Raw genomic sequence first — 25,606 nt, 5'->3', positions numbered from 1 at the left:
CAGATGAAGCTCAATTGCGATCTAGGCGAGAGTTACGGCAACTGGAAAATGGGGCTGGATGAGGAAGTGATGCCCCATATTCACCAGGCCAATATCGCCTGCGGCTTTCATGCCGGCGATCCCGATGTAATGCATCGCACCTTGCAGCTGGCCGCCGAGTATCAGGTAGAAGTAGGCGCTCACCCCGCCTATCCGGATCTGATTGGCTTTGGTCGTCGTACCTTGCATTGCACTTCGCAGGAGTTGATTAATCTGCTGCACTACCAAATCGGTGCACTCGATGCCATGGCCAAAGTGCAGGGAATAGCTATCACCTATGTCAAACCCCATGGCGCCATGTACCACGATATGATGAATAACCTGGAAACCCGGCGCACTATTTACGAGGCCATTCGCAGCTACCCCCGGTCATTAAAACTGATGTTGCAAGCCGACAGCCAGGCACAGCAATACCGCCGGGAAGCCGGCCCCTTTGGCATTGAGTTATTGTTTGAGGCCTTCGCCGACAGGCGCTACCAGGCTGATGGCCGTCTGCTACCACGCAACCAAGCCGATGCGGTGTTAGATACCGAGCAAACCCTGGCGCAGGTCACCTCCCTGGTTAAAGAAGGGAAGGTGATCACCCTCAGCGGCAAAGCGCTGAAGCTTGAGGCCGACAGCCTATGCGTACATGGCGATAACCCACAGGCCGTGGCCATGGTCAAACATATTCGCGATTTGTTAGACGCATGAGTTATCCCAGGCTCCAAAGCGCCGGCGAAGGAGCGCTCATTCTTTATCTGGCAGATAATCCCAGCGACAGCATTACTGCACGCCTGGCTGCATTGATACCCAAGCTATACCGCGCTCTTGGTGAGGATCTGCTGGAGTTGGTGCCCAGCTACCACAGTCTTTTGATTCTGTTTGACCCCCTTAACATTGAGCCCCGGCAAATCCGTGATGCTCTGATGCTGTGTCTGCCCCAAACCGAGCAAGCAAACCTGACAGCAGGCAAGCTCATCGAATTGCCGGTGTATTACAGTGAGGAAAGCGGCGCTGACTTAGGCAGTCTGGCCCGGCAGGCCAAGCTCTCCATCGATGAGGTGATTGCCCTGCACCAACAAGTGGAATACCGGGTTTATGCCATAGGTTTTGCTCCAGGTTTTGCCTATCTTGGCGAGGTGGATAAACGTATCGCCATGCCAAGACTGGCCACTCCCAGGAAAAAGGTGCCAAAAGGCGCGGTGGCCATTGCCGATCGCCAAACCGCGGTTTATCCCGATGCCTCTCCCGGCGGTTGGAATCTGATTGGGCTTTGCCCTTCAACATTGTTTGACCCGGCCCAGGACCCGCCCATGGCCTTTAGCGTGGGCGATCGTATCTGCTTCAAAGCCATTGACCGTCAAAGCTTCCTGGATTTAGGCGGCAAGCTATGAACGACATCCTCGCAGATGCCTTTGAAGTGTTGGACGGCGGCCTGTTTTCTATTGTGGTGGATAAGGGGCGCTTCGGTTTTGCACATCTGGGGCTGACCCAGGGTGGCCCCATGGATCCCTTTGCCTATCGTTGGGCCAACCGCCTTTTGGAAAATAACGATCATGCCCAGGCGCTGGAGGTCAGCCTTGGCGGGCTCACCCTGCAGGCCCGTATTCAGACCCGGCTTTGCGTAACCGGGGCCGTGGTCGAGGTGTCAGTAAATGGCCAGCCTCAAGCGCTTTGGCAAAGTTTTTCAGTTCAGGAAGGGGATACCATCAAGCTGGGACGGACCAGGCAGGGAGTGCGCAGTTATGTGGCTGTCAGTGGCGGTTTTTGCGTTGCCCCGCAGTTTGGCAGCGCCACTACGGTAGTACGTGAGGGGATTGGCGGACTACATGGCAATAAACTTAAAAAAGGCGATATGCTGCCCGCCCGTGAGGACAAGCAACGAGCCGGCTGGATGCTGCCACCCGCTCATCATCCCCATTATGGACAAGGACTTCTGCTGCGCCTGGTGCCAGGCTATCAATATGCGAACTTTAACCAGGAACAGAAACAGGCTTTCTTTACCCACAGCTACCGTATCAGCAGCCAGGCAGACCGTATGGGCTATAGATTGAAAGGAGAGGCCATTGCCCATGACTTCAAAAGCCTGTGGTCGGAAGGGATCTGCTTAGGGGCAGTGCAGCTGCCTGGCGATGGTCAGCCCATCGTGCTGTTACACGATCGGCAGACCATCGGCGGCTATCCTAAGCTGGGGGCGGTGCTGTCCCTGGATTGTGCAAGACTTTCGCAGTGCCTGCACGGTACCGAGGTACAATTTGAAGCCATCCCTCAGGCCATGGCCAAGGCCCTACTGCTGGAAAATCGCAGCCAAGATGCCCAGTTACAGCAGACCTTAATCCAGATCTAGAACAAGCCCATCTGCTCACTGGCTAAGGCATCAAAGCTCAAATCCACAAAAGGCAGAATTCCTTCTGCCACAGGCCGAAGCTGTTTGTCGATATAGTGCTCATAGTCCAGGGGGCTGTGCCGATACTCCACCGGCTCGGGCCCTTGTACCGTCATCAGGTAGCGGATCCAGCCTCGCTGTTGATACTGCAGGGGCTTGCCAAGCGCTTGATTCTGTTCGTCGGCCAACCTGGCCGCGCGCACATGGGGCGGTACATTTTTCACATACTGGCCAAGGGGCCGACGCAAACGTTTACGGTAGACCAGCTTGTGGTCGTATTCACCGCGCCGGGTGCTATCCATAACGCTGCGGATGTAATCCGCCACTGCTTCCCCGGCAAATACCTTTTCATATAACTGTTGCTGAAATTCCCGGGCCAGCTCGGTCCAGTCCGAGCGCACCGACTCCAGGCCCTTGAACACCAGCTTGTCGCCTTGTGGTGTACTTTTAAGGCCGGCATAGCGCTTCTTGCTGCCAAGCTCCGAGCCACGAATGGTGGGCATTAAAAAGCGCTTAAAGTGGGTCTCAAATTCAATTTCCAGATGGCTGTCTAGTTGCAGCTCTTGAGCCAGCTTGTGTTGCCAGCGCCGATTGATCAGCGCCGCCAGATCCTTGCCGATGCGTTGCGCCTGCACCTCATCTTTATCATCCCCCAGCCACACAAAGGTTGAGTCGGTATCACCATAGATAACCTCATAGCCCTGCTCTTTTATCCAGGCTGCGGTGGTTTGCATAATCTCATGACCGCGCAAGGTGATGGAGCTGGCCAGACGGGTATCGTAGAAACGGCAACCACCAGAGCCGAGCACCCCGTAGAAGGAATTCATCAGGATCTTAATGGCCTGAGAGCGGGCGCTGTCTTTCAGGCGCTTGGCTTCATCCCGTTGCTTCCACAAAGAAGCAATAATATCGGGTAAGAAGTGCCGTTCCCGGGAGAATTTCGCACCACGAAAACCGGGAATGGCTTGCTCAGGATCCAACAGACCTTCCACCAGCCCCAGCGGATCAATTTTAAAGGTGAGAATAATCGACGGATACAGGCTTTTAAAATCCAGCACCAATAGGTTGCGATAAAGGCCCGGCCTGGAGTCCATCACATAGCCACCGGGGCTGGCCAGGCCACCATCAGCCGGTAAATTAGGCGCGATATAACCGGCGCGATGCAGCTTAGGCAGATACAAATTGGTAAAAGCCGCCACCGAGCCACCCATACGATCCAGTTCCAGACCGGTCAGGCGACTGCGTAGCACTAAAAAGTCTACCAGCTTGGTGTGGGCGAAAATCTCCAGCACCAGCAAGCAATCCTGCAGGTTGTAGCGGGCCAGTTTTAACTTGTTATGAATAAAATCATGTTCGATCACGGCCAGACGATCGGCGCCCTCTTCCATGGCTTTGCCTTTACCCAAAAGACTTTGCGCCACCTGCTCCAGGCTGAAACTATCAAACTGGTAAGTGGCAGTCTTAAGGGCATCGATACCATCGATGGCGACCCGTCCGGGAATGCTGATAAACCCAAGATTGCTGTCATTACCGTCCCGCCATTGTACCGGCGCGTTAGCGCGACCAAAATGCAGCGGCATGCCCAAGGCATTGGCACGCTGCACCAACAGGCGAAAATCGAAGTTGACCAGGTTCCAACCGACAATTAGATCGGGATCGATGGTCTGGATTTCCTCTACCAGCGCCTTGAGCAAAGCACGCTCATCGGCCACCCAACTTATCCAGCTTTCTTGCCCTTGTGCCGGCCCCACCATCAGTACTTTGTGAAGCTTGTCTGTGGCCAGACCAATAGAATAAAGCTCGCCCTGACCACTGCATTCAATGTCCAGTGACAAAAGGCTGAGGGTGGGAATGTATTCGGCTGGCTTCACTTTGGCCTGATCTATCTGCTGCCAGGTAGGATAGGCCATCTGATGCCCCTGATAAGCCACACTGCCATAGGCAAAGCGCTCCATCAGATAGCGGTCGGCTAAACGGATGTCGTCTTCATAACGCACCATGCCCACATCCTTTAACCTGTCTCTGGCCATAAACCCATGGGCAGATTTGGAAAAATACAAGGCGGCTACCGGCGTTTGCTGGAAGGTTTTAAGCGGTAGCGGTTTTATCCGGTAGTCGAGCCCGGATAGAAGGCTTGGCAATTTTTGAAGCTCGCGCTGTTCAATAAAGAAGGTCAGAGACTGGGGCTCAGTCAGCAGGCGCAACGGGCCTTGTGACGTTGCCAACCAGAGTTCCAGGCTGATGCCCGCTGCCGACTCCAGTTGTGCCCTGGTTAAAATGAAGCCAACTCCGGTTGTACTCAACACGTCATCCACAGTAAAATTATCGGCGCATTCTAGCAAAGGCGGGCTGAACTTTGGCAACGCTGGGCTATTTTTGATGATGTTGTTGCCGTGGTATAGGGAAGACAAACAAATGGACAGATACTTAACCGCCCTGATTTTTCTCTTGTGTTGCTTTTCGGTGCAAAGCCGCCCTGAAGCAGAAAGCACCACTCCCACCAAAATGATTTGGATTAGCCCCGACGTAGAGGGTCATACCCACAAAAATATCCATGCACCCGATGTGAGCGGAGCGACTTTAGTACTTTTACAACAAGCCTTGCCCCAGCTTGAGGTACAACATATTCAGGCTAACAATGAACGGGCCATGAGTATTCTCGACAGCAGAACCAATGCCTGTACTGGCCGTAAGTTACTGACAGAAGAAAGGCGCAGACTCTACCAAGCGACTCGTCTGCCTCAAGTTGTCTACCCGGGACACAAACTCTATGTACGTGCCGATAGAGCCCTTTGGCAGCAGATTCGCGACAAACAGAACCAGCTAACCCTGGAAGATGTGCTCAACGCCGCCGGCGAAAAGGAATTTGGCATCGTCGGCGGACGCAGTTATGGCGGTCAGATTGACCAAGCCTTGGCCGATCCCAAGTGGCAAGAAAAGCTTTGGGTACGCACCGCCGCCGATATGTCGGTGGGACTGGTAGACATGTTGCTGGAAGGACGCCTTGCGGCCGTGCTCGAATACCCCAACGCTTTCCATAGTTTTGCTGAAAAACTGGGCGGGCACTCACTGATTATCCCTTTGCACCTGCAAGAGCTACCCAAGCAGGTAGAAGGTCATATCCTGTGCTCGAAGACACCTGCGGGCAAAGCCCTGGTGGAGATCTTTGACCGCGAAATTGCCAAGCTAAGCCAACAACAAAGCTATCTTGATGCCCATCTGAACTGGTTTCATCCGGCGAGTCATCAGGCAGTGATTGACATATACGATGAAGTCTATGGCACGTCGTTCAGCAAGGCCCCACTCACCTCCGCACTAAGCACTAGCCCGTAAAGTTTGCCAGAAACTCCAGTACCTGAGCTTTATCGCCTTGAAAAAGACAGGCTCTGGGGCGTTTTTTCAGCTGATACTCATACATAGGGTCGTAATACCTTACCAGCAGCTCGGTAATCCAGGCGCGGTGCAATTCGCCGGCCAATACGCTGTCAGGCTGTGCGGCCAATGCTTGCTCAAGCAGCGATGAAATGTGTTGGTAGGCATCCGCACCCAGGCGCTTGTGGATCCGCTTAAAGGCATTACGTAAATACAGGCAGAAGGCTTCATAGCCCCCTTCCCCACCAAGGTGCTGGGCCAGGCGATGGCGGATATACTCATCAAAGATAATCTCCACCCGCTCGTTGAGTGGCGTTTCCAGCAATATCACCGGACTTTGCCGCATTCTTTGCTGCAGGCTATTCGGTAGCATCAACGAGCCGATATGGGCGCTTTCATCCTCCAGCAATACAGATTCGAAGCCTTGGCTATCCAGTTTAAGCAGGGCGATGGAGAGAGCATTTTCAAAGGAAATTTGCGTAGGCTGCCCGCCCAGGCGAAGCCCAAAGCTGGAGCCGTTATGATTAGCCAGGGCTTCCAAATCCAAAGACCAGGGAAGCTGCTCCAGCAGCAAGGTTTTACCACAGCCGGTCTTTCCCGCCAGTAACAACATCTGTTTGCTGGCAACAAGGGCTTCCAGGCTATCAATTAAAAAGCGCCGTAGCGCCTTATAGCCGCCCACTACTCTGGGAAAAAGGACGCCCGCTTCGGCCATCCATTGTTGGCTGATCTGCGAGCGTAAGCCGCCACGCCAGCAATAGAGGAAGCCATCAGGATTGGCTTTGGCAAAATCACACCAAGCCCTAACCCGGGCTTCTTTGATGTCCCCCTGAACTAATTTGTGCCCCAGATTGATGGCCGCTTGCTGACCCTGCTGTTTATAACAAGTGCCCACCGCCGCTCGCTCTTTGTCGGTCATCAGCGGCAGGCTCATAGCAGTGGGAAAAGTACCTTTGGCAAATTCGGCCGGTGCACGTAAATCGATAAAGGGCGTGTCGGCTAAAAATAAGGCGCGATAGTCGGCAGAATCTGCTTTACAGCCTTTGGCCATCAGATCACCTCAACCAAGGGGCCTTCGCCAGCGGGGAGCAGCTCGCCAATCGCCTTGGCATATAATCCTTCGCTTTGGAGAATGCTCTGTACTTCAGACTCGGCATCTTTGCTAACCGCCAGTAACAAACCACCGCTGGTTTGCGGATCGCATAACAGTGCCTGTACTTCTGGCGCCAAGGCGCTGATCTTGTGACCATAACTGTCAAAATTGCGCTGACTGCCGCCGGGAACTGCACCTGCTTGGATATACTCCATTACCGGGGCCAACTTGGGCACTTGTTCAAACCATAACTGCGCGCGCAAGCCGCTGCCTTCACAAAGCTCCAGCAGATGACCAAGTAAGCCAAAACCGGTGACATCGGTCATTGCCGTCAGCCAGGGATAGGCCGCTAACGTAGAGCCGATACTGTTCATCTGGCACATCACCTCAATGGCCAACCGGCTGTGTTCATCCTTAAGCTTGCCCTGTTTTTGTGCCGTTGTTAGTACGCCTACACCTAAAGGTTTAGTCAGATATAAGCGGCAACCGGCTTGGGCCGTATTGTTTTGCTTAAGCTGTGAAATAGGCACTTGTCCTGTGACCGCAAGACCGAAAATGGGCTCGGGCGAGTCAATGCTGTGACCGCCTGCCAGCATAATACCGGCGTCCAGACAGGCCTGACGACCACCTTCCACCACTTGCCGGGCTACCTCTGGTCCCAGCTTATTCAGCGGCCAGCCCAAAATGGCGATGGCCATCATAGGCTTGCCGCCCATGGCAAAAATATCACTGATGGCATTGGTGGCGGCAATACGGCCAAAATCAAAGGGGTCATCGGCAATGGGCATAAAAAAGTCAGTGGTACTCAGCACCGCCATGCCGTTACCCAAGTCATAGGCAGCGGCATCATCCTTGCTGCTGTTTCCCACCAACAGTTTACTGTCCATGGGTACACTGAGGTTTGACTGAACAATCTGATCCAGTACCTTAGGGGCAATTTTGCAACCACAGCCTGCACCATGGCTGTATTGGGTCAGTCTTATCTTTGCATTTTCCGGCTCTGTGTTCATTTATGCCTGATTCTTTGCCTATAGTTAGTTAAAAGCATCATAACCCAAGCCTAAGTCCAATAGCAGCTGGACAACAGCTTCAGGCCTTAGCAAAGCTTGCAAAATATATTTGCATAAGACAAAGTCCCCGGCATCGGTCACTTTTCCACAACCAGACGATCAGCCTTAAGACAGCAGTCGTCACTGAAATGCCGTTGCACTTTTCAGGGTCACATGGTGTTAATAAAGGAGAGTATTTGACATGTCCCTAGCCAAAAAACGGATGTTACACCGGGCACTGACGTTATATATCCTGGTAATTGGCGTCGGCTTGGTATTGGCTGGAATGGTTTACTCGACCGCCATCTCGGTGAAGGACGCCACTAATGTCTTGATAGAAAAGCGCCTGCCGAACCTGATTGGCCTCGGTGAGGTTGCCATGCGAGTCAGCGAACAGGAAAGAGTGCTGTATGAATACTATGCCACCACTGACCCTGCTCATTATCTTGACACCCACCAAGGTCTCTTTGATGACCTGATCGTCAATGTGGAAAGGCTTTTAATTGCCATAGGTCTGTCGGCCGACAATCACCCTCTGCTGCTGGAACTGCAGAAAATTAAAAAGCTTGCCGAGCAGTTACATACAAACCTATCAAGTAGTCGTATTGACTGGGATCTGGCAAGAGAAAAGCTGGAAGACATCAGTGCTTCCAGACGCAATATGCAGCCGCAGTTGCAAGCACTGAAACAGCTGGTAAAAGCAAGAGCAGAAGCGAGCTATGTGGATACCATGCAGCAACTTGATCAAACCGTTTGGACGGTAACCGGGTTCGCCACTGCCTTATTGTTATTCACGGTTCTGCTTGGCCGTTATACCAGACGTTATGTTGGTTTAAGCGCCGAAAATGAGCGGCTTGCCATTTTTACTAAGCGCAATCCCAATCCAATCCTCAGCCTGAGTGCCCAAGGCCAGGTGGTTTATCACAATCCAGCCTCAGAAAGGCTGATGAAAAATTTAGGCTTTACCGATACCAATCCCCAGGCTCTTCTGGCGGATGATTTGTTGGTGCAGTTGGCCTTAACAAAAAAGGCGGATAGCAAAGTCGGTAAGTTTGAACACCAAATAGGGGATACTTATCTGAGTTACGAGGTGCATTGGGTAAAAGAATTGGATGCCTATGATATCCATATTCAGGATGTGACCGAACAGGTCATTGCCAATCAAAAACTGGAACACAAGGCCTATCACAAAGACCTGAGCGGTCTGCCCAACCGGGCCAAAATGAACAAAGACTTAGGCAAGCGGATTGATTCCGGAAACATATTCAGCCTGGTGTTGTTGGACGTCACCCATTACAGCCAACTGGTAGGTAATTTCGGTCTCAATGGCGCCAGTCAGTGCATGCGCGCTTTTGCAGAAGAGCTGGCCATAGCCTTTGAACAAGCGAAAGAAACGCTGGATCTGGGCATGGAAACGCAGCTCTATCACATCGGCGATGCCAATTTCACGATCATTACCGACCTGGATAATGAATCTCTTGCTTTGCGACAACTGTCAGACCGGCTGAATTACCGCTTTGCCCATCCCATTGACACTCCCCTGGGACAAATGCGTATCGGCATCACCCAGGGCGTCACCGAATATCCGCGCTGCAGCCAGCTGCCAGAAGAGCTTTTGCTGCATGCCAAGATTGCCATTGATGAAGGGCGTAAACAGGAATACGTGACCCGCTTCTTTGATCATGACAGCGGCAGTCGCCACGCCAGACGTCTATCGGTGACCCGTCAACTGGAGCGGGCAATGGAGAATGAAAAGCTGACGCTGCATTTTCAGCCCAAGCTTGACCTGGAAACTCAGCAGGTGGATGGCTGTGAATCACTGATCCGTTGGTTTCAGGAAGACGGCAGTGCCATTTCACCCGGCGAATTTATTCCTTTAGCCGAAAAAAGTGGTTTGATACTGCCCCTCGGCGACTGGATCCTGGAGATGGCCTGTCGCAAGGCTTTGTCCTGGCAAGCACAAGGATTGGAGCAATCCATCGCCGTCAATATATCAGCCAGACAATTTGCCCAACCGGACTTTGCCAAGAAGGTGCAGGATCTGCTGCACAAAATTGGTTTGCCGGCGAGGTTGCTGGAGCTGGAAATCACCGAAAGCATGATCATGGATAACCGCACCTTTGGCACCAAGGTGCTGAATGAGCTTAGGGACATTGGGGTCACTCTGTCTATTGATGACTTTGGCACGGGTTATTCGTCCCTTGCTTATCTCAAGGGCTTCCCGGTGGATAAACTGAAAATAGATCAGTCTTTTGTGCGCAATATGCATCAGGATAAATCTGACCAGGCCATCGTGCTCAGCCTGTGTCAGTTAAGCAGAAACCTGGGCTTGAAAACCGTCGCCGAAGGCGTGGAAAGGGCGGACCAACTCAAGCTCCTGCGTCACTATCAATGCGATGCCATTCAAGGGTATTGGTTTAGCAAACCTTTGCCTGAAGAAAAGTTTTTGGAACTGCTGTCGAGGCCTGTGACAATGAATCTGCACCTAAATAATCATTAACAATCACAGCTTGGCTTTCATCGAAAAGAGGGCCGTGCCGCAATCTAGCCCCACTTAAAAACGACGGAAAGTTTTCAAAAACTGCTTGTCATAAATGCGGGACTTTCGAGGCAGTCTTGCCATACGTGCGATAAATAGCGTGAAGAATAACGGTGGTAGCACAACCACATACACCCAACTCTCCATCCCCATCACCAGCAGAAACCAAAACACAGATAAAGTCACTATTGCAGAAAACATAAAAGACAATGCCGACATACATTTTCTCCACAGTTTATAAACCAATTTTGTTACGCAGTTGTTATTAGAAAGGTTCATTACTTGTCCGCAATTCTATTGATTCTCTAGGCTCCTGCCTGAAAGCCCCTTGCCGTCGTGTTCAGCCATCAGCTGCCGAATGCACCAAGCTCCGGCACGATCTGCTCCTGCCTGGCGCGACGAGCACCAATCCAAGCCATCACCACTGGGGTAAATCCCAAAGACAGCAGCACAGAGAAGCCGACTCCGCCTGCCAGCACCACCGCCAATGGTGGCCAAAAGGTACCTGCGCTAAACAGCAGCAAGGGTACGAAGCCCCCCACTGTAGTCACCGTGGTGGAGAGAATATGCCGGCTGCAGCCCATGGTTTCGCGCACGATGGCGCGTCTGTCGCCGGCACGGGCTTGTGGATTAGCGTTGATGGCGGCAATCACCACAATAGAGCCGTTAATGGCCACACCAATCAAACCGGCCGTGCCCAATAGGGGATTAAAGCCAAGCGGCAAGCCGGAAATCCACAGGCTTAGCAAGCCATAACCAGTTGAAAGCAATGCCACGGCGGCAATCACCAAGGCATTGCGCACACTGTGGAACGTCAGGATCAAAGTAGTCAACATGAGTACCACAAGTACAGGTAAGTATGTTGCCAATTGGCCTACCGCTTCCTGCTGTTCATCGGCATCGCCGGCCATTTTGATACGATAGCCCGGCGGCAGCTCAAAGCCTTCTTCCCGCAGTTTTTGATTCAGCGCTCGGTTAACGTCAATAGCCGTGGCCGAGGGGGTAAGAAAGGCCTCTACCCTGTTAACACGCGAACCATTGGTGCGGGTAATGCCATCGATGTTGGGTAGCAGTTTCAAGTCCCCCAGGGCTGAGACCGGCACCCAACGCTGCTGTATTGCTAAATGACTATTGAGCAGTGGCAGTCCGGCCAGTTGGCCTATATCGCTGCGTTGTTCGGCATTTAGACGGATTCGTACCGGGATCTCTTCTGTATCTTCCAACACCGAGCCACCCAGGCTGCCTTCCAGTGAACTCTGCAGTTGCATAGCGATGTCTGTAAGTGGCAATTGGGTAAATTGACCGATTTCACGGCTGACGGCCAGTTGTAACTCTGACTCCCCCAAGCTGATAGAAGCAATGGATTGAGTAATGCCAGGCGTTTCTGACATGGCCAATCGCACCTGCTCACCCAATGTGGCCAGGGTTTCCAGATCCTGACCATAGATTTCCACACCCACAGGGGCAGAGATGGGCGGTCCCTGACCAAAAGCCCTGACCACCACTTTGGCTTCGGGTAAGGCTTCATCCAACTGACTTTGCAAGCGTGCTATCAGACCGGCTGCTTGCTCAACGCCTGTTGCCGTGATAACCGCATTGGCAAAATGCGGCGAGCCGTCTTTGTTCATGATCTGGTTGTAATAAACCGACGGGCTGGAGCCGCCCACCAACCAGGTGACTTGCTTCACGTCCTCATCGGCGCGGATCAGCGCATCGGCCTTTTGCACCTGCTCAGTGGTATGACTGATAGCCGTGCCGCTTGGCATCCAGAAGTAGATTTGAAACTGGTCTCGGTCGGCACTGGGGAAAAACACATTACCCAGTTGCGAAGCAAGTACGAAACCGGCAAGTGACAAGCCCACCACCAAGGAAAGGCTTGGCAATGGATTCTTCAAACTGGTGCCCAGAAACTTGGCAAAAGCATCGGTAAGGCCCGGCCATTGTACGCCAGTGCGCCACCAGCGCGAATCGGCTTTGACCTCTTCACGCGGCAAGTAGCGGGCGGCCAAAGCCGCAATAATGGTCAGTGATATGGCCAATGAGCCAAGTAATGCCATCACCACACTAATGGCGATAGGGCCGACAAAATCACCGATATTGCCAGGTAGTAAGAAGATCGGCATAAAGCCCAGTACCGTAGTCAGGGTGGAAGAAAGCAGCGGCACAAACAGGTGACGCAGACTGCCCACCAATGCCTGTAAGCGACTGTTTTGCGGCTCCAGCAATCTGGCGCGGATCTCGTCGGTGACCACAATGGCATTATCAATTAAAAGACCAATGGCGATGATGATGCCGAAGATCGACATTTGGTGAATTTGCTCATCGAAGAAATTCAGCGAAAACAGCGTAAAACCGGCACTTAATGGTAAGGCCAGACCGACAATCAGGGCAGAACGTTTGCCCATGAATACCAGGACCACGGCCATCACCACCAGGCAACCGAGCAACAGGTTTTGGGTCAAATCTGACAGCCGCGCCTGGGTGTATTCATTCTGGTCAAACAGGATGTCGGTACGCAGACTGCCACCGTACTGGTTGTTAAATGCCGCCAGTTCCTGCTTTGCGGCGGCAACCCAGTTATCAACCCTTACAGTGGGCTGCATACGCACGGCCACCATTACCCCACGTTCGCCGTTGATAAGGGCCAAGTCATTGACGGGAGTGCGCCAGGCACGCTCTACTTCAGCGATATCGCCGAGGCGCAGCAGGCCCCCCTTGTCTGAAGCCCGCAGCGGTAAATCGCGAATACGTGAAAGGCTATCGAGCTCCTGAGCCACCTGCAAGCGACTGTCTTGCTGAGCACCTCGCAATATTCCAGCCGGCAATTTGGGATCACTGGCGGCCACTAACCGGCTGATATCCTGCAATTCCAGCTGTGCAGCTCCCAGGGCAGCACTATCGAGGCTAACCAGGACTTCCTCATCCAGCTCACCGTAAATGCGCACCAATTCTGTACCAGGCACATTGCGCATGCGATCGGCCAGTTCGTCGGCCAAGCGACTCAGTAACGGCAAACTGGGGTGCTGTGGATCCTTGGGCAATAAGCCAAGCACCAAGGTAAAGGCGGTGGCAGCGCGCTTGTCATCCAATTCAGGTACCCCGGCCCCTTGGGGAAGGCGCGCAGAGGCGTCATTTAAGCGATCCCGGATCTTTGAGAAGATGGCTTCATTGGTGTGATTATTGACCCAAGCCTGCAATTCCACAGACAGCGTAGAGATACCGCTACGCGAGGTGGATTTGATTTCCTTAATTTCATGCAATTGCCGTAATTCGTCTTCCAACACATCGGTAACCAGGGTCTCCACCCGCTCGGCAGACGCTCCAGGATAGGGCGTCAGGATCAGGACGTTGCGGGTGTCAATTCTTGGATCTTCAAGGCGCGGAAGGTGAGTAAGTGCAGACAAACCCGCTACCAGCAAGATCACGATAGATAAGGCCAGCAGATGACCGCGACGGTAGAAGGCGGTGTACCAAGGGCTGCTCTCACTCATGGCCATCACCTGTCGTCATCGCCAGAACATCCGTAAACCCTTGCACCGACACCAATTGCCCCGGCACTAACCGCTGCGTGCCGTTAAGTACCAGCGGTGTGTTGTCGGCCAATGCACCGCTAACAAAGGCCCTGTCTTGCTCTAAATGCAGTACCTCTACCAACTGCGGACGAATACGGTGGTTCTGCTCCACTTGCTCCAACAGATAAAGATTCCATAATCCGCGTACACCAGTACTCAAAGCTTGTCTTGGCACCCAGGCGCCGCGTTGGTTTACTTTTTTGTGTAATTTAAATTCGAGTAAGTCACCGGGCACCAGAAGGCTGCTTTGATCATCAAGGCTGACCATCACATCCAGGGTACGAGTATCCAAAGCACGGTGGCGTCCAATGGATTTCACGATGCCATCAAAGATCTCACCCTGACGGTACATGGTTACCTTTTGTCCCACTGTCAGCGCGCTGGCGTCCTGTGCCCCCAGCGCGAGACGCGCCTCCAGGCCACTTGCTTGTTGCAGGGTAAAAACCGGCGTACCTGCTGCTACCACCGTCCCCTCATCCACCCTGCGGCTGGTTAAAGTCCCGGAGAAGGGGGCCAGTATGCGCGACTTTTCAAGCTCTACCTGCAACCGGGCGACGCCGGCTTCGGTTTCCTTCACTCTCGCTTGTGCCGCTGCCAGAGCCTCTTTAGCCTCATCCAGACGCTGTGCAGAATCCAGTTTTCGGGCCACTAATTGGGCCACACGTTGCTCCGTCAATGCCGCCAATCTGGCGTCGGCGCGTGTGCGCTCTAGACTGGCTTTTAGCTGCATCAGTTCGGCATCGATACGCGCGGTGTCCAACTGTGCCAGCAACTCCCCAGCATTGACCTGCTCACCCTCATCCCGATACAGCGTTTTTACCTTGCCGGACAGCTCAAAACCCACTTGAGCCAGATTAGGGCTTTCAACCTTAGCTAATGCCAGACGCTCAACTTCATAGCTGTCCTGTAGCTGTAAATGTCCTGCCTGAACCGGCATAGGTTGATGGACAGTCTCCCCCTCGGTTTGCTGACCGTGACCGGCGGCATACAAAAGTCCGCCGAGGAGGATAAAAGGTAAGACTACTGCCAAAAGCAGTGTTAGCTTTGTTTTACTATGGGAACTTTGGTTTACCATGGGATGCCTTTTGGAAGAAAATGGGCAAAGTCGTAAAGCAATTGATTTAAATACTAGACTGTACGGTTTGATTATTCAATCAGATCAGTTTATGTTTTTGTAAAAGGTTATTTAAGGCAGAGGTATCCGCGTCCCGTGAGCAGTAAACAAACTTCCCCCCAAGCGTCGGGCCGAAAACCGGGACGACCTAAAAGTGCAGCCAAATGCAAACAGATTATCGATGCGGCTGCTTGCTTGTTTCTGCAAAGCGGCTTAAGCGGCACTACTATGGATCAGGTCGCCAACAGGGCTGGCGTCTCCAAGCAAACCCTCTACTCCCATTTCAGCAATAAGGAGATGCTGTTTCAAGCGGTGATCCACGGCAAATTGGCGCAGTATCAGTTGGACGACCCTCACGAGCAGCAACAAGATCTCTGCTTCGAAGACATTATGCGTCGCCTCGCTTATCAGTTTATTGAGCTGCTACTGGATGAGGATGTTATTGCCATGCACCGGGTAGTGATTGGTGAAGTGCAGCAGTCACCGCAAGTGGCTGCCCTGTTTTTCCAGGCAGGCCCCGAGCAAAGCGCCAAAATGGTTGGCCAGATTATGCAGAAGCAACCCGATTTTCAATTATCAGAGCAGGAAGCCATGTGGCTGACCCTGGCCTTTTTAAATTTGCTGAAAGGGGACTACCATCTGCGCAGTTTACTGGGATTGGAATTTTCCATGAGTAAGCAGAAAAAAGAGCATCTGGTGGATTTTGCAGTGAAAAACTTAATGCACATGCTTAAGCCCTACTTAAGAGCTCAGCAATAACAAACCGAGTCTGTCACCCAACAACCCCGGCAGTATACCCAGCAGCAGCAATACTGCCGCCATCAGTCCCAGCCAGCCTCTGCTTGTGTGATTGCCGGTTACCGCCGTTTCACCTTTTTTGCCTTCAGCATAAAGGCTGAAGATAACCCGCAGGTAATAATACAAGCCCACCGCACTGCCCAACAGCATAGCGGCAATCAACCACCACAATTCGGATTTCACCGCCAGGGTTAGCAGATAAAACTTACCGATAAAGCCCACCGTAATGGGCATACCTGCCAAAGACAAAAAGGCCAGGCTCAGGCCTACCGCCAACCAGGGATGTTGCCAAAACAGGCCTTTCACATCATGGATGTCATCCTTGTCGGCATCGGCGCCTAAATCGGAGAGTAACGCCAAAATGCCAAAGATCAGAATAGAGGCAATCAGATACGCCAGCAGATAATAGGCCGCGCCTTCCACCACCAGACGATGACCGGATTGGGTAGCCACAATAGCCGCCACCAGGGCATAGCCCATATGGGCGATGGCGGAATAGGCCATTAGTCGTTTGATGCTGTTTTGCAGCAGCGCCAACCAATTGCCCAGCAGCATACTGGCAATGGCCATCAGGCTGAGCATCAAATAGAGGTCCCTGGCGAACACCGGCGGCGTGGCCAGCATCAGTTTGATCAGAAGCGCAAAGGCGGCAGCCTTGGATACAGAGGTGAGCAGTAAGGTGGCGCTTAGGTTAGCTCCCTGGTAAACATCGGCGGTCCAGATATGCAGGGGCACCAGAGATAGCTTGAAGGCCAATGCGGCCATCACCAGCACCAATCCAGCCCTGGCCAACAGTCCCGGCTGTTCGGGCAGAATATGCGCCAGTTCCAGAGTGCCCCCTGTAACGTAGAGCAGTGCAAAGCCCATCAGCAGCAGACTACTGGCCGCGCCAGAGAGGATCAGATACTTAAAGGCCGCTTCTAGCGCGTCCGTGCGCTGGCGGTTATAGGCCATCATGGCCAAAAACGGCAGGCTCATCAGCTCTAAGGACAAGATCACCGTGCCCACATGGCTGGCCAGCGTCAGCAATAAGGCACCTAAGCAGCTGCAAAGCAGCAATAGATAAAATTCCTCGGCGGGTTCGCGCTGTTTTGCGGCATAAGGTCCCTGGATAAGGGTCACTGACACCCCGGCCACTAATACCAGTATGCCGAAAAAGGCACCGACAGGCTCAAAGGCTAGTAGTCTGGTAATGGGTTGAGCCGCATCAGGATAATGCCAAAGCTGGGCAGCCAGACTAAGGATAAGTGTCAGTAAGCAAATCCAGCGGCTGAGATGTTCGCTACGCCTGCTGGCGGTTTGCAGCATCAGCACCATAATACCGCTGGCCAAAACAAGCACCGGAAGCAGAGATATCAACTCGATCCGGTTCATGGGCGCACCACTTGAGTAGCGATCTGACCAAGCTGTTGCAACCAGGGTTCGCTGATTTGCAGCAGACTCTGCGGCTGCAGGCCGAAGTACACCAAGGCCAGCAGCAACAACAAACAGAATGTCAGTTCGCGCTTATCCAAATCCACCACTTGCTGGTTTGCCGGTCCCTGGAAGGCACGTTGGAACAGATGCAAACCATAAAGGGCTGAACCGATAATGGCGAGCGCCGCCAACATGGCATGTATAGGAAAGATTTTGTAACTACCTAACAGAGACAAAAGTTCCCCGTTAAAGTTAGCCAACCCCGGCATACCAATACCGGCCATTACAAACACCAGTGTCAGGGCCGCCATCTTCGGTGCGCTACTCCAAAGTCCGCCCATCTTGGATAACTCCCTGCTATGCAGCCGTTGCTGCAACATACCAGCGATACAAAAGAGTGCCGCACTGCTGATGCCATGGGCCACCATGGTCAGCACCGCCCCTTGTAAAGCCAGAGGATGCCAACTGAACAAGGCCAGCAGAATAAAACCCATATGACTGATGCTGGAATAGGCGACCAGGCGTTTAAAGTCATTCTGACTAAAGGCCATTAAGGCGCCATAGAGTATGCTGAATACGCCCAGACTGACCGCCAGCGGCGAAAAAGCCTGTGCGGCCTCGGGGAACAGTGGCATCAAAATGCGGATAAAGCCGTACGCACCGGTTTTTAACAGGATCCCGGCCAGGAGCACGCTGCCGGCGGTGGGTGCCTGGGTATGAGCATCGGGCAGCCAGGTATGTAATGGAACACAGGGTAACTTCACCGCAAAGGCGATAAAAAAGCCCAGCATCAGCCACCATTGACTGGCCATAGGCAGATCCAGTTTTGCAAGGGCCTGCATATCGAAGCTGTATTGCCCGCTTGCCGAAAGCTGTGCCAGCGCCAGGCCGATAATGGCAATCAGCATAAGTAAGCTACTGGCCTGGGTAAAGATAAAGAACTTAAAGGCAGCGTAACGACGTCCTTCGTGGCCCCAAATCAAAATCAGCGCCGTCATCGGCAACAGCATCACTTCCCAACACAGGAAAAACAAAAACAGATCCCGGGCCAGAAATACGCCGATAATGCCGGACAGGCTAAACATCAGATTAAAATGAAAAAAGCCGCGATTACTTCGGATCTCACGCCAGGACACCAATACCGCCAGCACTGCGAGCAGCAGGGTCAGCAGGATCATCAGCTGCGCCAATCCATCCAGATAAAGGGAAAAATACACATTAAAGCGGGCAAACCACACCAGTTTGAGGTGACTCTCAGCTTGCAAACTGAGAAAGAACACCAGCAGCAGACCAAGGCCGGCCAGACTCATATAATTGGCGCTACCGGCACGAACACGCTCGGCACCCCAGGCCAGGATGCCCAAGATTAAGGGCAGGAATAGCAGCAGGCTTAGCGCCACCATAGCAGTCCTCCCAGCATTAAAATGCCGCCTGCCAACATAACGGCCAGATACCAGCGCAGCTGTCCGTTTTGGGTTAGTGTACCAAGGCGGTGAATATTGAGGTTTAGCCAGACCATCAACCACGTCAGTTGGTCGAATCCATCACGGCGATTCAGTCGGCTAAACCATAGCAACGGGCGGGTGAACAGGGTTTCATATAACCGGTCGAAGCCCAGACCATCTTTCAGCAAAGCGGCCCAAGCGGCGGTGGAAGGTTGTGGCGGCTTTGCCGGTCCGAACCACCACCAGGCCAGTAGGAGCCCCACCAATGCCAAGCCAACGGGTAGCCACATGGCCAACAGATCGGGATGCTCCAGCGGAGATGCCGGTAATACAGCGGCCAGTTGCGGAGCCATATAGCCCCCGGCCAGCGCCAGCCCTCCCAGGATCCAAAGGGGTAACATAAAATGACTGGCCGCCCCATAATCCTGCGTTTTTCCTTTAAAACTGGGCGTGCCCAGACAGACTAAAAAATACAGCCTGAAACTGTAAAGGCTTGTCAGCAAAGCGCCAAACAATCCCAGATACCACAGCATGGGGTTACTGGCTTGCCAGGCGCCAGCCAGAATGGCTTCTTTACTGAAAAAACCGGCGCTGCCTGGCACAGCTACCAATGCCAACAGTCCCAATAGAAACAAACCACTGGTTTTGGGTAACTGTCGGGCCAAGCCACCCATCTTAAAAATATCCTGCTGATGGTGCAGCTTAAGGATAATGCTACCAGCACAAAGAAATAGCAGCGCTTTAAAAAAGGCATGGGTCATCAAGTGGAAAATGGCCGCGTCGAAGGCCATCACCCCCAACCCCAAAAACATATAGCCGATTTGGCTCATGGTGGAATACGCCAGCACGCGCTTGATATCGCTTTGCATCAAGGCGGCCAGCCCGGCTAATACCAGGGTGAGCGCGCCCACCCAGGCGACAATTTCCAGGGCTAAGGGAACCTGAAGATACAAGGGATGCAGCCTGGCAATTAAATAGACCCCTGCGGTGACCATGGTCGCCGCATGGATCAGGGCACTGACCGGAGTAGGGCCGGCCATCGCATCGGGTAACCATGTCTGCAATGGCAGTTGTGCCGATTTGCCGACGGCGCCTCCTAATAACAGCAGACAGATCCAAAGCAGTTTCTGATCAAGATTTGACACACCTAATTGCGGTACTTGGGTCAAGATATCGCCGATAGAGAGGCTGGCAAAAAGATCAAAGAGCATCAGCAACCCCAGCATCAGCGCCGTATCACCGATGCGGGTCACCACAAAGGCCTTGCGCGCCCCCCGGGCATTGGCTTTTTCCTGCTGCCAAAAGCCGATCAGCAAAAAGCTGCACAGCCCTACCCCTTCCCACCCCAGATAGAGCAGCACCAGGTTGTCCGCCAGCACTAACACCAACATGGCCGCCACAAACAGATTCATATAGGCGAAAAAGCGCGGCATATGCGGGTCGCTGGCCATATAAGCCGCCGCATACCAATGGATCAAAAAGCCCACGCCACAGACCACCCCCATCATCAACATGGATAACTGGTCCAGATACAAGCTAAAGCCGATGGATGCCCCATCCAGCTCCAGCCAGGTAAACAGGCTTTGCTGCCAGCTCTGCGCGCCCTGTTGATAAAACTCCAGCCCCACCAACAGGGTAAGTACCGCCGACACAGCCAGGCTGCCTACCCCCAAGAGCGACGTTGCCAAGGTGTTGATACGTCCGGCAAATAGCATCAAAAGGATAGAAGAACAAAAAGGTATAAATGGAATGAGGAATAACCAGTCTTGCATCTTGGTTACCCCTTAAGCCGGCTGAGCCTGTCTGCATCGAGATCAGGCACATGGCGGCGCAGACGGATCAGTAATGCCAGCCCCAATCCCACCTCGGCAGATGCCAGGGTCAGCACCAGAATATAAATCACCTGACCATCGGCTTGCTGCCATACACTACCGGCCAGAATAAAAGCCAAGGCGGCAGCATTAAGCATGATCTCCATGGACATCAGCATAAACAGGCTGTTGCGCCGGGTGATAAGGCCCAACAGGCCAATACACCAAAGCAAAGCCACCAATATCAGCCCATGCTCAAGGGGCACCGTCATGGGGCCTCCCTAGGGCTTTGGCCAGGTGATAGCCGCCCACCAGCGCCGCCAGCAGCAAAAAAGAGGCGATTTCGACCGCCAACAGATAAGGACCGAATAGCAAGCCACCCACTGTTTTGGCCTCAATCAACTGCACCTCCTGCTGTGCGCCGGCAGGTTGCAACTGGATCAACATTACCACTTCAGCCAACAGCAATAACACTAAAAGCGTCGGACCAACCCAAACCTGCCAGCGGATCCATTGCCGTTCCCGCTCGATATCTTTGTCTGTGATATTGAATAGCATCACTGCAAACACAAAGAGCACCATAATGGCCCCAGCGTAAACGATGATTTGCAACGCCGCCGCAAAGGGTGCGCCAAGCAGATAAAAACACATTGCCAGGGCTAGCAGGCTGACCACCAGATACAACAGTGCGTGCACCGCATGACGATGACAAACCGCGCGCAGACTGGCAAACAGGGCCACAGCTCCGGCAATGTAGAATAACCACTGCATAGTCATGGCAGTAGGCTCCTGACATCCACCGGTGGTTTCTCACCATCGGCTTCGCCCTTGGCCTTGCCTTTAATGCTGATCCCGGCCTTACGATAAAAGCTGTAGCCCGGATACTTGCCTTGCCCTTCAATCTGCAGATGTTCTTTCTCATAGACCAGATTGTTTCTGTCGTATTCGGCCATTTCCACATCGGGAGTCAGTTGGATGGCATAAGTAGGGCAGGCTTCTTCGCATAACCCACAAAGAATGCAGCGGGAAAAATTAATACGGAAAAACGCTGGCCGCCAACGCCCGTCCTCATCTTCGGTCTTCTGCAGGGCGATACAATCCACAGGACAGGCCACCGCACATAAATTACAAGCCACGCAGCGCTCTTCACCGTCAGGATCACGGGTAAGCACGATGCGTCCGCGGTAGCGCGGCGCCAAATAGGGCTTTTGCTCCGGATACTCGCGGGTGTCGGTTTTGGCAAACAGATGCAGGAAGACCCGCCATAAGGTAATCAGTTGACTCCACATGCTATTGCCCTCCCAGGATCAGGGCTGCGGTGACCAGCAGGTTAATAAGGGAGAGCGGCAGCATCCATAACCAACCAAAGGCCAATAGTTGATCGAAGCGGGGCCTGGGTAAGGCCGCCCGCAGCAGAATAAAAAAACTGATCAGCACAAAGGTCTTGAGCACAAACCAGATAATGGGGGGAATGAATCCTTCCAATCCAAAGGGCGCCAGCCAGCCACCCAGAAACAGCACAGTGATCATCATGGAAATCAGCATCACCCCCAGGTATTCACCGAGGAAGAAAAGCGCAAACTTGATGCCTGAATACTCGGTATGAAAACCAGCGGTCAGCTCCGTTTCCGCTTCGGGCAAATCAAAAGGCAGGCGGTGACTTTCGGCAATACCGGCGATCAGAAACAATACAAAGCCCAGGCACTGGGGCAGAATAAACCAGCCCTCTTGCTGAGCCAGAACGATATCACTTAAGCGGAAACTGCCAGCGAGCATTACTACGCCAAGCAGCGACAGCCCCATAAAGACCTCGTAACTGATGGTTTGCGCCGCTGCGCGCATGGCCCCAATCAGTGCATATTTGTTATTGGAAGACCAGCCGGCCAACAGCACCGAATACACCGCCAGTGAAGTCATGGCCAGGAAGAACAACAGGCCGATATGGCTGTCGGAGATTACCCAGCCCGGGGCCATGGGCACCACTGCATAACTCATCATGACCGCGAGCGCGCCCATCAAAGGCGCCGCCACAAAGACTTTGGCATCGGCGAAGGGCGGGATCCAGTCATGCTTAAACAAGATCTTTATCAAATCCGCTAGCGACTGCAGTATGCCATAGGGGCCTACGCGGTTGGGCCCCAAACGCTCCTGCCAAAAACCCAACAGGCGCCTTTCCACCCACACCAGCATGGCCGCCGTCGGCAGGAGCAACATCACTAACACCACAATTGCCAGAAAGCTGTACCAAAAGTTCATCAGCCCATCCCCTCAATAAAGCGCACCGGGATAAGACGGTCCTGATCCAGTAACTGACGCAGTTTGGCCTGTTGATCTTTAGCCTGCCCGGCTCGCTGGGTATCTCTGGCCAGTTGATAGGCGTGACGCTGAGCTTCATCGGCCAGCACTACCAACTCGCAGCCCCTTAAAGAGAATCCGTGATTAGCGGGTATCTGATACAGCAATGAGTGTGGAGGGACACCGTCGGTAAAGCGCAGTTCAAATAAAGTGCTGTCTTCATCGCAGCACACGAGGTCGCCTTCTGACAGCCCCAACAAGGCAGCATCATCGGCGCGGATAAACAATCCTGGTGCTGGGCATAGCTCGGCAATAGGTGCCGCTTCCAGGCTTAAGCTTTCGCCGCCAAATACCCCCTTGTAAGGCAACAGATGCCAGTGATAGCCATTTATCTTTTGCCAGGCACTCTGCCATTTCCACCAAAAGCCCTGTCCTGATGGCGTGATCAGCAAAGCTGCCGATAAATCCCCCCGCTCTTGACTGAACTTATGCTGTGACTGATTGGAGTTCCAGCCGGGCCACCAGCTATAAGCCTGGCTATTGCCCTTACCAACCTGTCCTTCCATGCTTTGTCTGTAGGGTGCTTCTGTTTCTATCGGCGGCTTAGGTTCATGCACCGATTGATTGGCGAGCATAGCGGTACGGCCGCTGACTCTGGGGGTTTGCAAAGCGATGGGGTCATCAATATCAGCCCAGCAAGCTTGCAGAGCCGGGAATACCGATATCATCCTGGCCCTGAGTTGCCGCAAATCTTCAACCTGCCCCAGTGTGTGACCCCAGGTTTTGGCCAGATTCACCAGCCATTGCCAGGCTGGTAAACTTTGCCCTGGTGGCGTAACCGCCGGCCAAAGCGGCTGGGCATAGCCCTGATAATTGACCCTGGTGGCGCTGCATTCCCCCTCGGCCGCAATGGGCAACTGCAACGAGCTGTTTCCTTCTTGTTGCAATGCGCTAAGGTGCACCACTTGTCTTGCCTGTTCCGTAATTTTGCTCATCCATCTACGGCTTTTCGCAGAGTGGTCAGCAAGTACCAACAAACCTGCATTAGCACTTGCTAAGCACTCTTCTGGATTCCCACATTGATCTTTCTGGGCTAGAAGTCCCAGCCCCACACTATTGGCTTTGTCGGCCACCAGACAGAGCATGGCTTTATCGCCCAAGGCTTCGGCAATATTGGCAGCTGCTGCCAGCAAACCCGGATTACCGGCCGACCAGCCGCTAACAATTAAGGGCTTTTTCGCCTGACGCAGAATATCTGCCGCCTGATGGGTTTGTGCCGATACCTTCGTACCGGCCTTTTGCGGTGCCCGATTATGCAGCAGATTAGCCAGGGCAAAGCCCTGTCTTGCCGCCTCTTCATCATCACAAACACAGAATACGCAGGCCTGTCGCTGCAATGCCTGCTCGCCATAACCAAAGTAAATAAGCGGCACCGGATTGTCGCTCTGCAACTGGCGCACCGCCGCATCTTGCCAGCGCGGGACTTGCAGTTCTTCGGCCTTATCTTTTGCCTTATTGGTCAGCGCCTGGCGTACTGAAAGGGCGATGCGCGGGGCACTTTGGTTGAGGTTTTCACAGAGGATCAGTACCGCATCTGCTTCTTCTATCTGCGCCAGACTGGCCATGGGCTTTTGTCCGGCGATGGCCAGATGCATGGCCATCAGTGGCCACATCGCCGGCTCGGGGCCGGGTACAAAATTCTCTTCCCCCACCAACTGCTGCAAGGCAAAGTTATCTTCAAGGCTGGCCTGAGCACTGCCAATACCAATCCAATTTCCCTCTGCAAGCGCCTCCTGTACCGCTTTTGACGACCAATCCGCTGGTTTGCCATTTAATTTAATTTCATTTAGGCGCTTGGGGCTATTGGCATAGGCAAAGCCATAACGACCGATATCGCAGAGAAAATGACCGTTTAGCTGTGGGTTAAGGCGATTGTTTACACGGCGCAGGCTGTTGTAGCGCGAAGAGATAAAAGTATTACAGCCCACCGCACAATGACCGCAAACGGAAGGCGCACTTTGCAGATCCCATTTGCGGCTGAAATGGGCATTAAAGGGTTTATCGGTAAAAACCCCGGTGGGACAGACTTCCACCAGGTTACCGGCAAAGGGACTTTCCAGCACACCGTCCTGCTGACGACCAAAATACACATGGTTTTTCGAGGCCTGGGCACAGAGATCACTACCCCCGGCATAATCATGATAGAAGCGCACGCAGCGATAACAGGTGATGCAACGGTTCATCTCGTGTTTTATCAGCGGGCCCAGGTACTGGTTGTTAAAGGTGACTTTTTGCCCCTGGTAGTGCCTGGCATGATGGCCGGTCATCACCGTCATATCCTGCAGATGACACTCTCCGCCTTCGCTGCACACAGGACAATCATGAGGGTGGCGGGTCATCAGCGCTGCTATGTTCTGTTCTCTGAAGCCCTGCTCCTGCTTGCCGCCAAGGCCCACCCGAAGCCCATCAGACACGGGCGTCATGCAGGCCATGGCCAGCTTACCGCGATCATCATCTTTATCTTTGTACAAGGTCACTGCACATTGACGGCAGGCACCCACCGAGCCCATGGCCGGGTGCCAGCAAAAATAAGGCAGATCCAGTTTCAACGACAAACAGGCCTGCAACAGGTTTTGCCCTGCTTCCACCTGGTAGCTTTTGTCATCGATATGGATTTGCACTTTTTCTGACATAG

At 53.2% G+C, this 25,606-nt stretch carries 20 protein-coding genes; 6 read left to right on the top strand and 14 right to left on the bottom strand.

Features of this window, described 5'->3' with window-relative positions; genetic code table 11:
- Window positions 1-3 precede the first annotated feature (3 nt).
- The 3 genes from P2G88_RS00220 to P2G88_RS00210 are packed head-to-tail and all read left to right on the top strand — an operon-like array spanning window position 4 to window position 2,368.
- Complete coding sequence (locus P2G88_RS00220; RefSeq protein ID WP_275793906.1) at window positions 4-732, top strand: 5-oxoprolinase subunit PxpA; 729 nt, start codon at window positions 4-6, stop codon at window positions 730-732.
- Window positions 729-1,415, top strand: a complete 687-nt coding sequence (pxpB, locus tag P2G88_RS00215) for a 5-oxoprolinase subunit PxpB (RefSeq protein ID WP_275793549.1) — start codon at window positions 729-731, stop codon at window positions 1,413-1,415. The genes P2G88_RS00220 and pxpB overlap by 4 nt, the downstream gene beginning before the upstream one ends.
- Window positions 1,412-2,368 carry a biotin-dependent carboxyltransferase family protein gene (locus P2G88_RS00210; protein ID WP_275793548.1) on the top strand — a complete coding sequence of 319 codons (957 nt, stop codon included), beginning with the start codon at window positions 1,412-1,414 and terminating at the stop codon, window positions 2,366-2,368. The genes pxpB and P2G88_RS00210 overlap by 4 nt, the downstream gene beginning before the upstream one ends.
- Here P2G88_RS00210 and P2G88_RS00205 read toward each other — a convergent pair.
- On the bottom strand, window positions 2,365-4,710 hold the full coding sequence (locus P2G88_RS00205; RefSeq protein WP_275793546.1) for a DNA polymerase II: 2,346 nt from the start codon (window positions 4,708-4,710) through the stop codon (window positions 2,365-2,367). The two genes, P2G88_RS00210 and P2G88_RS00205, sit on opposite strands and share 4 nt — an antisense overlap.
- Window positions 4,711-4,822: 112 nt before the next feature.
- On the opposite strand from P2G88_RS00205, the gene P2G88_RS00200 reads away from it, so the two are divergent.
- Entirely contained in the window at window positions 4,823-5,740 is a 918-nt protein-coding gene (locus P2G88_RS00200; RefSeq protein WP_275793545.1) for a hypothetical protein, read from the top strand.
- On the opposite strand, the gene mnmH is transcribed toward P2G88_RS00200, so the two are convergent.
- Both mnmH and selD read right to left on the bottom strand, forming a co-directional pair.
- Entirely contained in the window at window positions 5,730-6,830 is a 1,101-nt protein-coding gene (gene mnmH, locus P2G88_RS00195; RefSeq protein WP_275793544.1) for a tRNA 2-selenouridine(34) synthase MnmH, read from the bottom strand. The two genes, P2G88_RS00200 and mnmH, sit on opposite strands and share 11 nt — an antisense overlap.
- Entirely contained in the window at window positions 6,830-7,882 is a 1,053-nt protein-coding gene (gene selD, locus P2G88_RS00190; RefSeq protein ID WP_275793543.1) for a selenide, water dikinase SelD, read from the bottom strand. Before selD ends, mnmH begins: the two co-directional genes overlap by 1 nt.
- A gap of 241 nt (window positions 7,883-8,123) precedes the next feature.
- On the opposite strand from selD, the gene P2G88_RS00185 reads away from it, so the two are divergent.
- The gene (locus P2G88_RS00185) at window positions 8,124-10,421 is read left to right on the top strand and encodes a bifunctional diguanylate cyclase/phosphodiesterase (protein WP_275793542.1); all 2,298 of its coding nucleotides are present in this window, start codon (window positions 8,124-8,126) and stop codon (window positions 10,419-10,421) included.
- A gap of 54 nt (window positions 10,422-10,475) precedes the next feature.
- Here the strand turns inward: P2G88_RS00185 and P2G88_RS00180 are convergent, their stop codons facing one another.
- The 3 genes from P2G88_RS00180 to P2G88_RS00170 all read right to left on the bottom strand — a co-directional run bounded on the left by P2G88_RS00180 (window position 10,476) and on the right by P2G88_RS00170 (window position 15,062).
- Entirely contained in the window at window positions 10,476-10,679 is a 204-nt protein-coding gene (locus P2G88_RS00180; RefSeq protein ID WP_275793540.1) for a hypothetical protein, read from the bottom strand.
- 128 nt (window positions 10,680-10,807) lie between these two features.
- Window positions 10,808-13,957 (bottom strand): efflux RND transporter permease subunit, encoded by a 3,150-nt coding sequence (locus P2G88_RS00175; protein WP_275793905.1) that lies wholly within the window; start codon window positions 13,955-13,957, stop codon window positions 10,808-10,810.
- Window positions 13,944-15,062 carry an efflux RND transporter periplasmic adaptor subunit gene (locus tag P2G88_RS00170; protein ID WP_275793539.1) on the bottom strand — a complete coding sequence of 373 codons (1,119 nt, stop codon included), beginning with the start codon at window positions 15,060-15,062 and terminating at the stop codon, window positions 13,944-13,946. Before P2G88_RS00170 ends, P2G88_RS00175 begins: the two co-directional genes overlap by 14 nt.
- A 180-nt stretch (window positions 15,063-15,242) precedes the next feature.
- On the opposite strand from P2G88_RS00170, the gene P2G88_RS00165 reads away from it, so the two are divergent.
- The gene (locus tag P2G88_RS00165) at window positions 15,243-15,905 is read left to right on the top strand and encodes a TetR/AcrR family transcriptional regulator (RefSeq protein ID WP_275793538.1); all 663 of its coding nucleotides are present in this window, start codon (window positions 15,243-15,245) and stop codon (window positions 15,903-15,905) included.
- Here the strand turns inward: P2G88_RS00165 and P2G88_RS00160 are convergent.
- The 8 genes from P2G88_RS00160 to nuoG are packed head-to-tail and all read right to left on the bottom strand — an operon-like array spanning window position 15,888 to window position 25,604.
- On the bottom strand, window positions 15,888-17,318 hold the full coding sequence (locus tag P2G88_RS00160) for an NADH-quinone oxidoreductase subunit N (protein WP_275793537.1): 1,431 nt from the start codon (window positions 17,316-17,318) through the stop codon (window positions 15,888-15,890). The two genes, P2G88_RS00165 and P2G88_RS00160, sit on opposite strands and share 18 nt — an antisense overlap.
- Window positions 17,315-18,763: an NADH-quinone oxidoreductase subunit M gene (locus P2G88_RS00155; protein WP_275793535.1), complete on the bottom strand. Its 1,449-nt coding sequence runs from the start codon at window positions 18,761-18,763 to the stop codon at window positions 17,315-17,317. The genes P2G88_RS00160 and P2G88_RS00155 overlap by 4 nt, the downstream gene beginning before the upstream one ends.
- Window positions 18,751-20,577, bottom strand: a complete 1,827-nt coding sequence (gene nuoL / locus P2G88_RS00150) for an NADH-quinone oxidoreductase subunit L (RefSeq protein ID WP_275793534.1) — start codon at window positions 20,575-20,577, stop codon at window positions 18,751-18,753. The genes P2G88_RS00155 and nuoL overlap by 13 nt, the downstream gene beginning before the upstream one ends.
- A gap of 5 nt (window positions 20,578-20,582) precedes the next feature.
- A complete protein-coding gene (nuoK, locus tag P2G88_RS00145; protein ID WP_275793533.1) occupies window positions 20,583-20,888 on the bottom strand; it encodes an NADH-quinone oxidoreductase subunit NuoK in 306 nt (101 codons plus the stop codon).
- Window positions 20,872-21,387 carry an NADH-quinone oxidoreductase subunit J gene (gene nuoJ / locus P2G88_RS00140; RefSeq protein WP_275793532.1) on the bottom strand — a complete coding sequence of 172 codons (516 nt, stop codon included), beginning with the start codon at window positions 21,385-21,387 and terminating at the stop codon, window positions 20,872-20,874. The genes nuoK and nuoJ overlap by 17 nt, the downstream gene beginning before the upstream one ends.
- 2 nt (window positions 21,388-21,389) lie before the next feature.
- Window positions 21,390-21,905, bottom strand: coding sequence for an NADH-quinone oxidoreductase subunit NuoI (gene nuoI / locus P2G88_RS00135; RefSeq protein WP_275793531.1), 516 nt, complete (start codon window positions 21,903-21,905; stop codon window positions 21,390-21,392).
- A 1-nt stretch (window position 21,906) separates the two neighbouring features.
- Window positions 21,907-22,872 (bottom strand): NADH-quinone oxidoreductase subunit NuoH, encoded by a 966-nt coding sequence (gene nuoH / locus P2G88_RS00130; protein ID WP_275793530.1) that lies wholly within the window; start codon window positions 22,870-22,872, stop codon window positions 21,907-21,909.
- Complete coding sequence (nuoG, locus tag P2G88_RS00125) at window positions 22,872-25,604, bottom strand: NADH-quinone oxidoreductase subunit NuoG (protein WP_275793529.1); 2,733 nt, start codon at window positions 25,602-25,604, stop codon at window positions 22,872-22,874. The genes nuoH and nuoG overlap by 1 nt, the downstream gene beginning before the upstream one ends.
- Window positions 25,605-25,606 lie beyond the last annotated feature (2 nt).

Origin of the sequence: Aliiglaciecola sp. CAU 1673 (genome assembly GCF_029223185.1) — a bacterium.
In the GTDB taxonomy this organism is placed as follows: domain Bacteria; phylum Pseudomonadota; class Gammaproteobacteria; order Enterobacterales; family Alteromonadaceae; genus Bowmanella.
This window is presented reverse-complemented; position numbering and strand designations above follow the sequence as displayed.

Bases quoted from the DNA above. Each gene is read 5' to 3' on its own strand.
- mnmH (WP_275793544.1), bottom strand. From the start codon at position 6,830: ATGGCCAAAGGCTGTAAAGCAGATTCTGCCGACTATCGCGCCTTATTT.
- pxpB (WP_275793549.1), top strand. From the start codon at position 729: ATGAGTTATCCCAGGCTCCAAAGCGCCGGCGAAGGAGCGCTCATTCTT.
- nuoG (WP_275793529.1), bottom strand. From the start codon at position 25,604: ATGTCAGAAAAAGTGCAAATCCATATCGATGACAAAAGCTACCAGGTG.
- nuoI (WP_275793531.1), bottom strand. From the start codon at position 21,905: ATGTGGAGTCAACTGATTACCTTATGGCGGGTCTTCCTGCATCTGTTT.
- P2G88_RS00200 (WP_275793545.1), top strand. From the start codon at position 4,823: ATGGACAGATACTTAACCGCCCTGATTTTTCTCTTGTGTTGCTTTTCG.
- nuoL (WP_275793534.1), bottom strand. From the start codon at position 20,577: ATGCAAGACTGGTTATTCCTCATTCCATTTATACCTTTTTGTTCTTCT.
- P2G88_RS00185 (WP_275793542.1), top strand. From the start codon at position 8,124: ATGTCCCTAGCCAAAAAACGGATGTTACACCGGGCACTGACGTTATAT.
- nuoK (WP_275793533.1), bottom strand. From the start codon at position 20,888: ATGACGGTGCCCCTTGAGCATGGGCTGATATTGGTGGCTTTGCTTTGG.
- selD (WP_275793543.1), bottom strand. From the start codon at position 7,882: ATGAACACAGAGCCGGAAAATGCAAAGATAAGACTGACCCAATACAGC.
- nuoH (WP_275793530.1), bottom strand. From the start codon at position 22,872: ATGAACTTTTGGTACAGCTTTCTGGCAATTGTGGTGTTAGTGATGTTG.
- P2G88_RS00155 (WP_275793535.1), bottom strand. From the start codon at position 18,763: ATGGTGGCGCTAAGCCTGCTGCTATTCCTGCCCTTAATCTTGGGCATC.
- P2G88_RS00220 (WP_275793906.1), top strand. From the start codon at position 4: ATGAAGCTCAATTGCGATCTAGGCGAGAGTTACGGCAACTGGAAAATG.
- P2G88_RS00210 (WP_275793548.1), top strand. From the start codon at position 1,412: ATGAACGACATCCTCGCAGATGCCTTTGAAGTGTTGGACGGCGGCCTG.
- P2G88_RS00175 (WP_275793905.1), bottom strand. From the start codon at position 13,957: ATGGCCATGAGTGAGAGCAGCCCTTGGTACACCGCCTTCTACCGTCGC.
- P2G88_RS00180 (WP_275793540.1), bottom strand. From the start codon at position 10,679: ATGTCGGCATTGTCTTTTATGTTTTCTGCAATAGTGACTTTATCTGTG.
- nuoJ (WP_275793532.1), bottom strand. From the start codon at position 21,387: ATGCAGTGGTTATTCTACATTGCCGGAGCTGTGGCCCTGTTTGCCAGT.
- P2G88_RS00160 (WP_275793537.1), bottom strand. From the start codon at position 17,318: ATGAACCGGATCGAGTTGATATCTCTGCTTCCGGTGCTTGTTTTGGCC.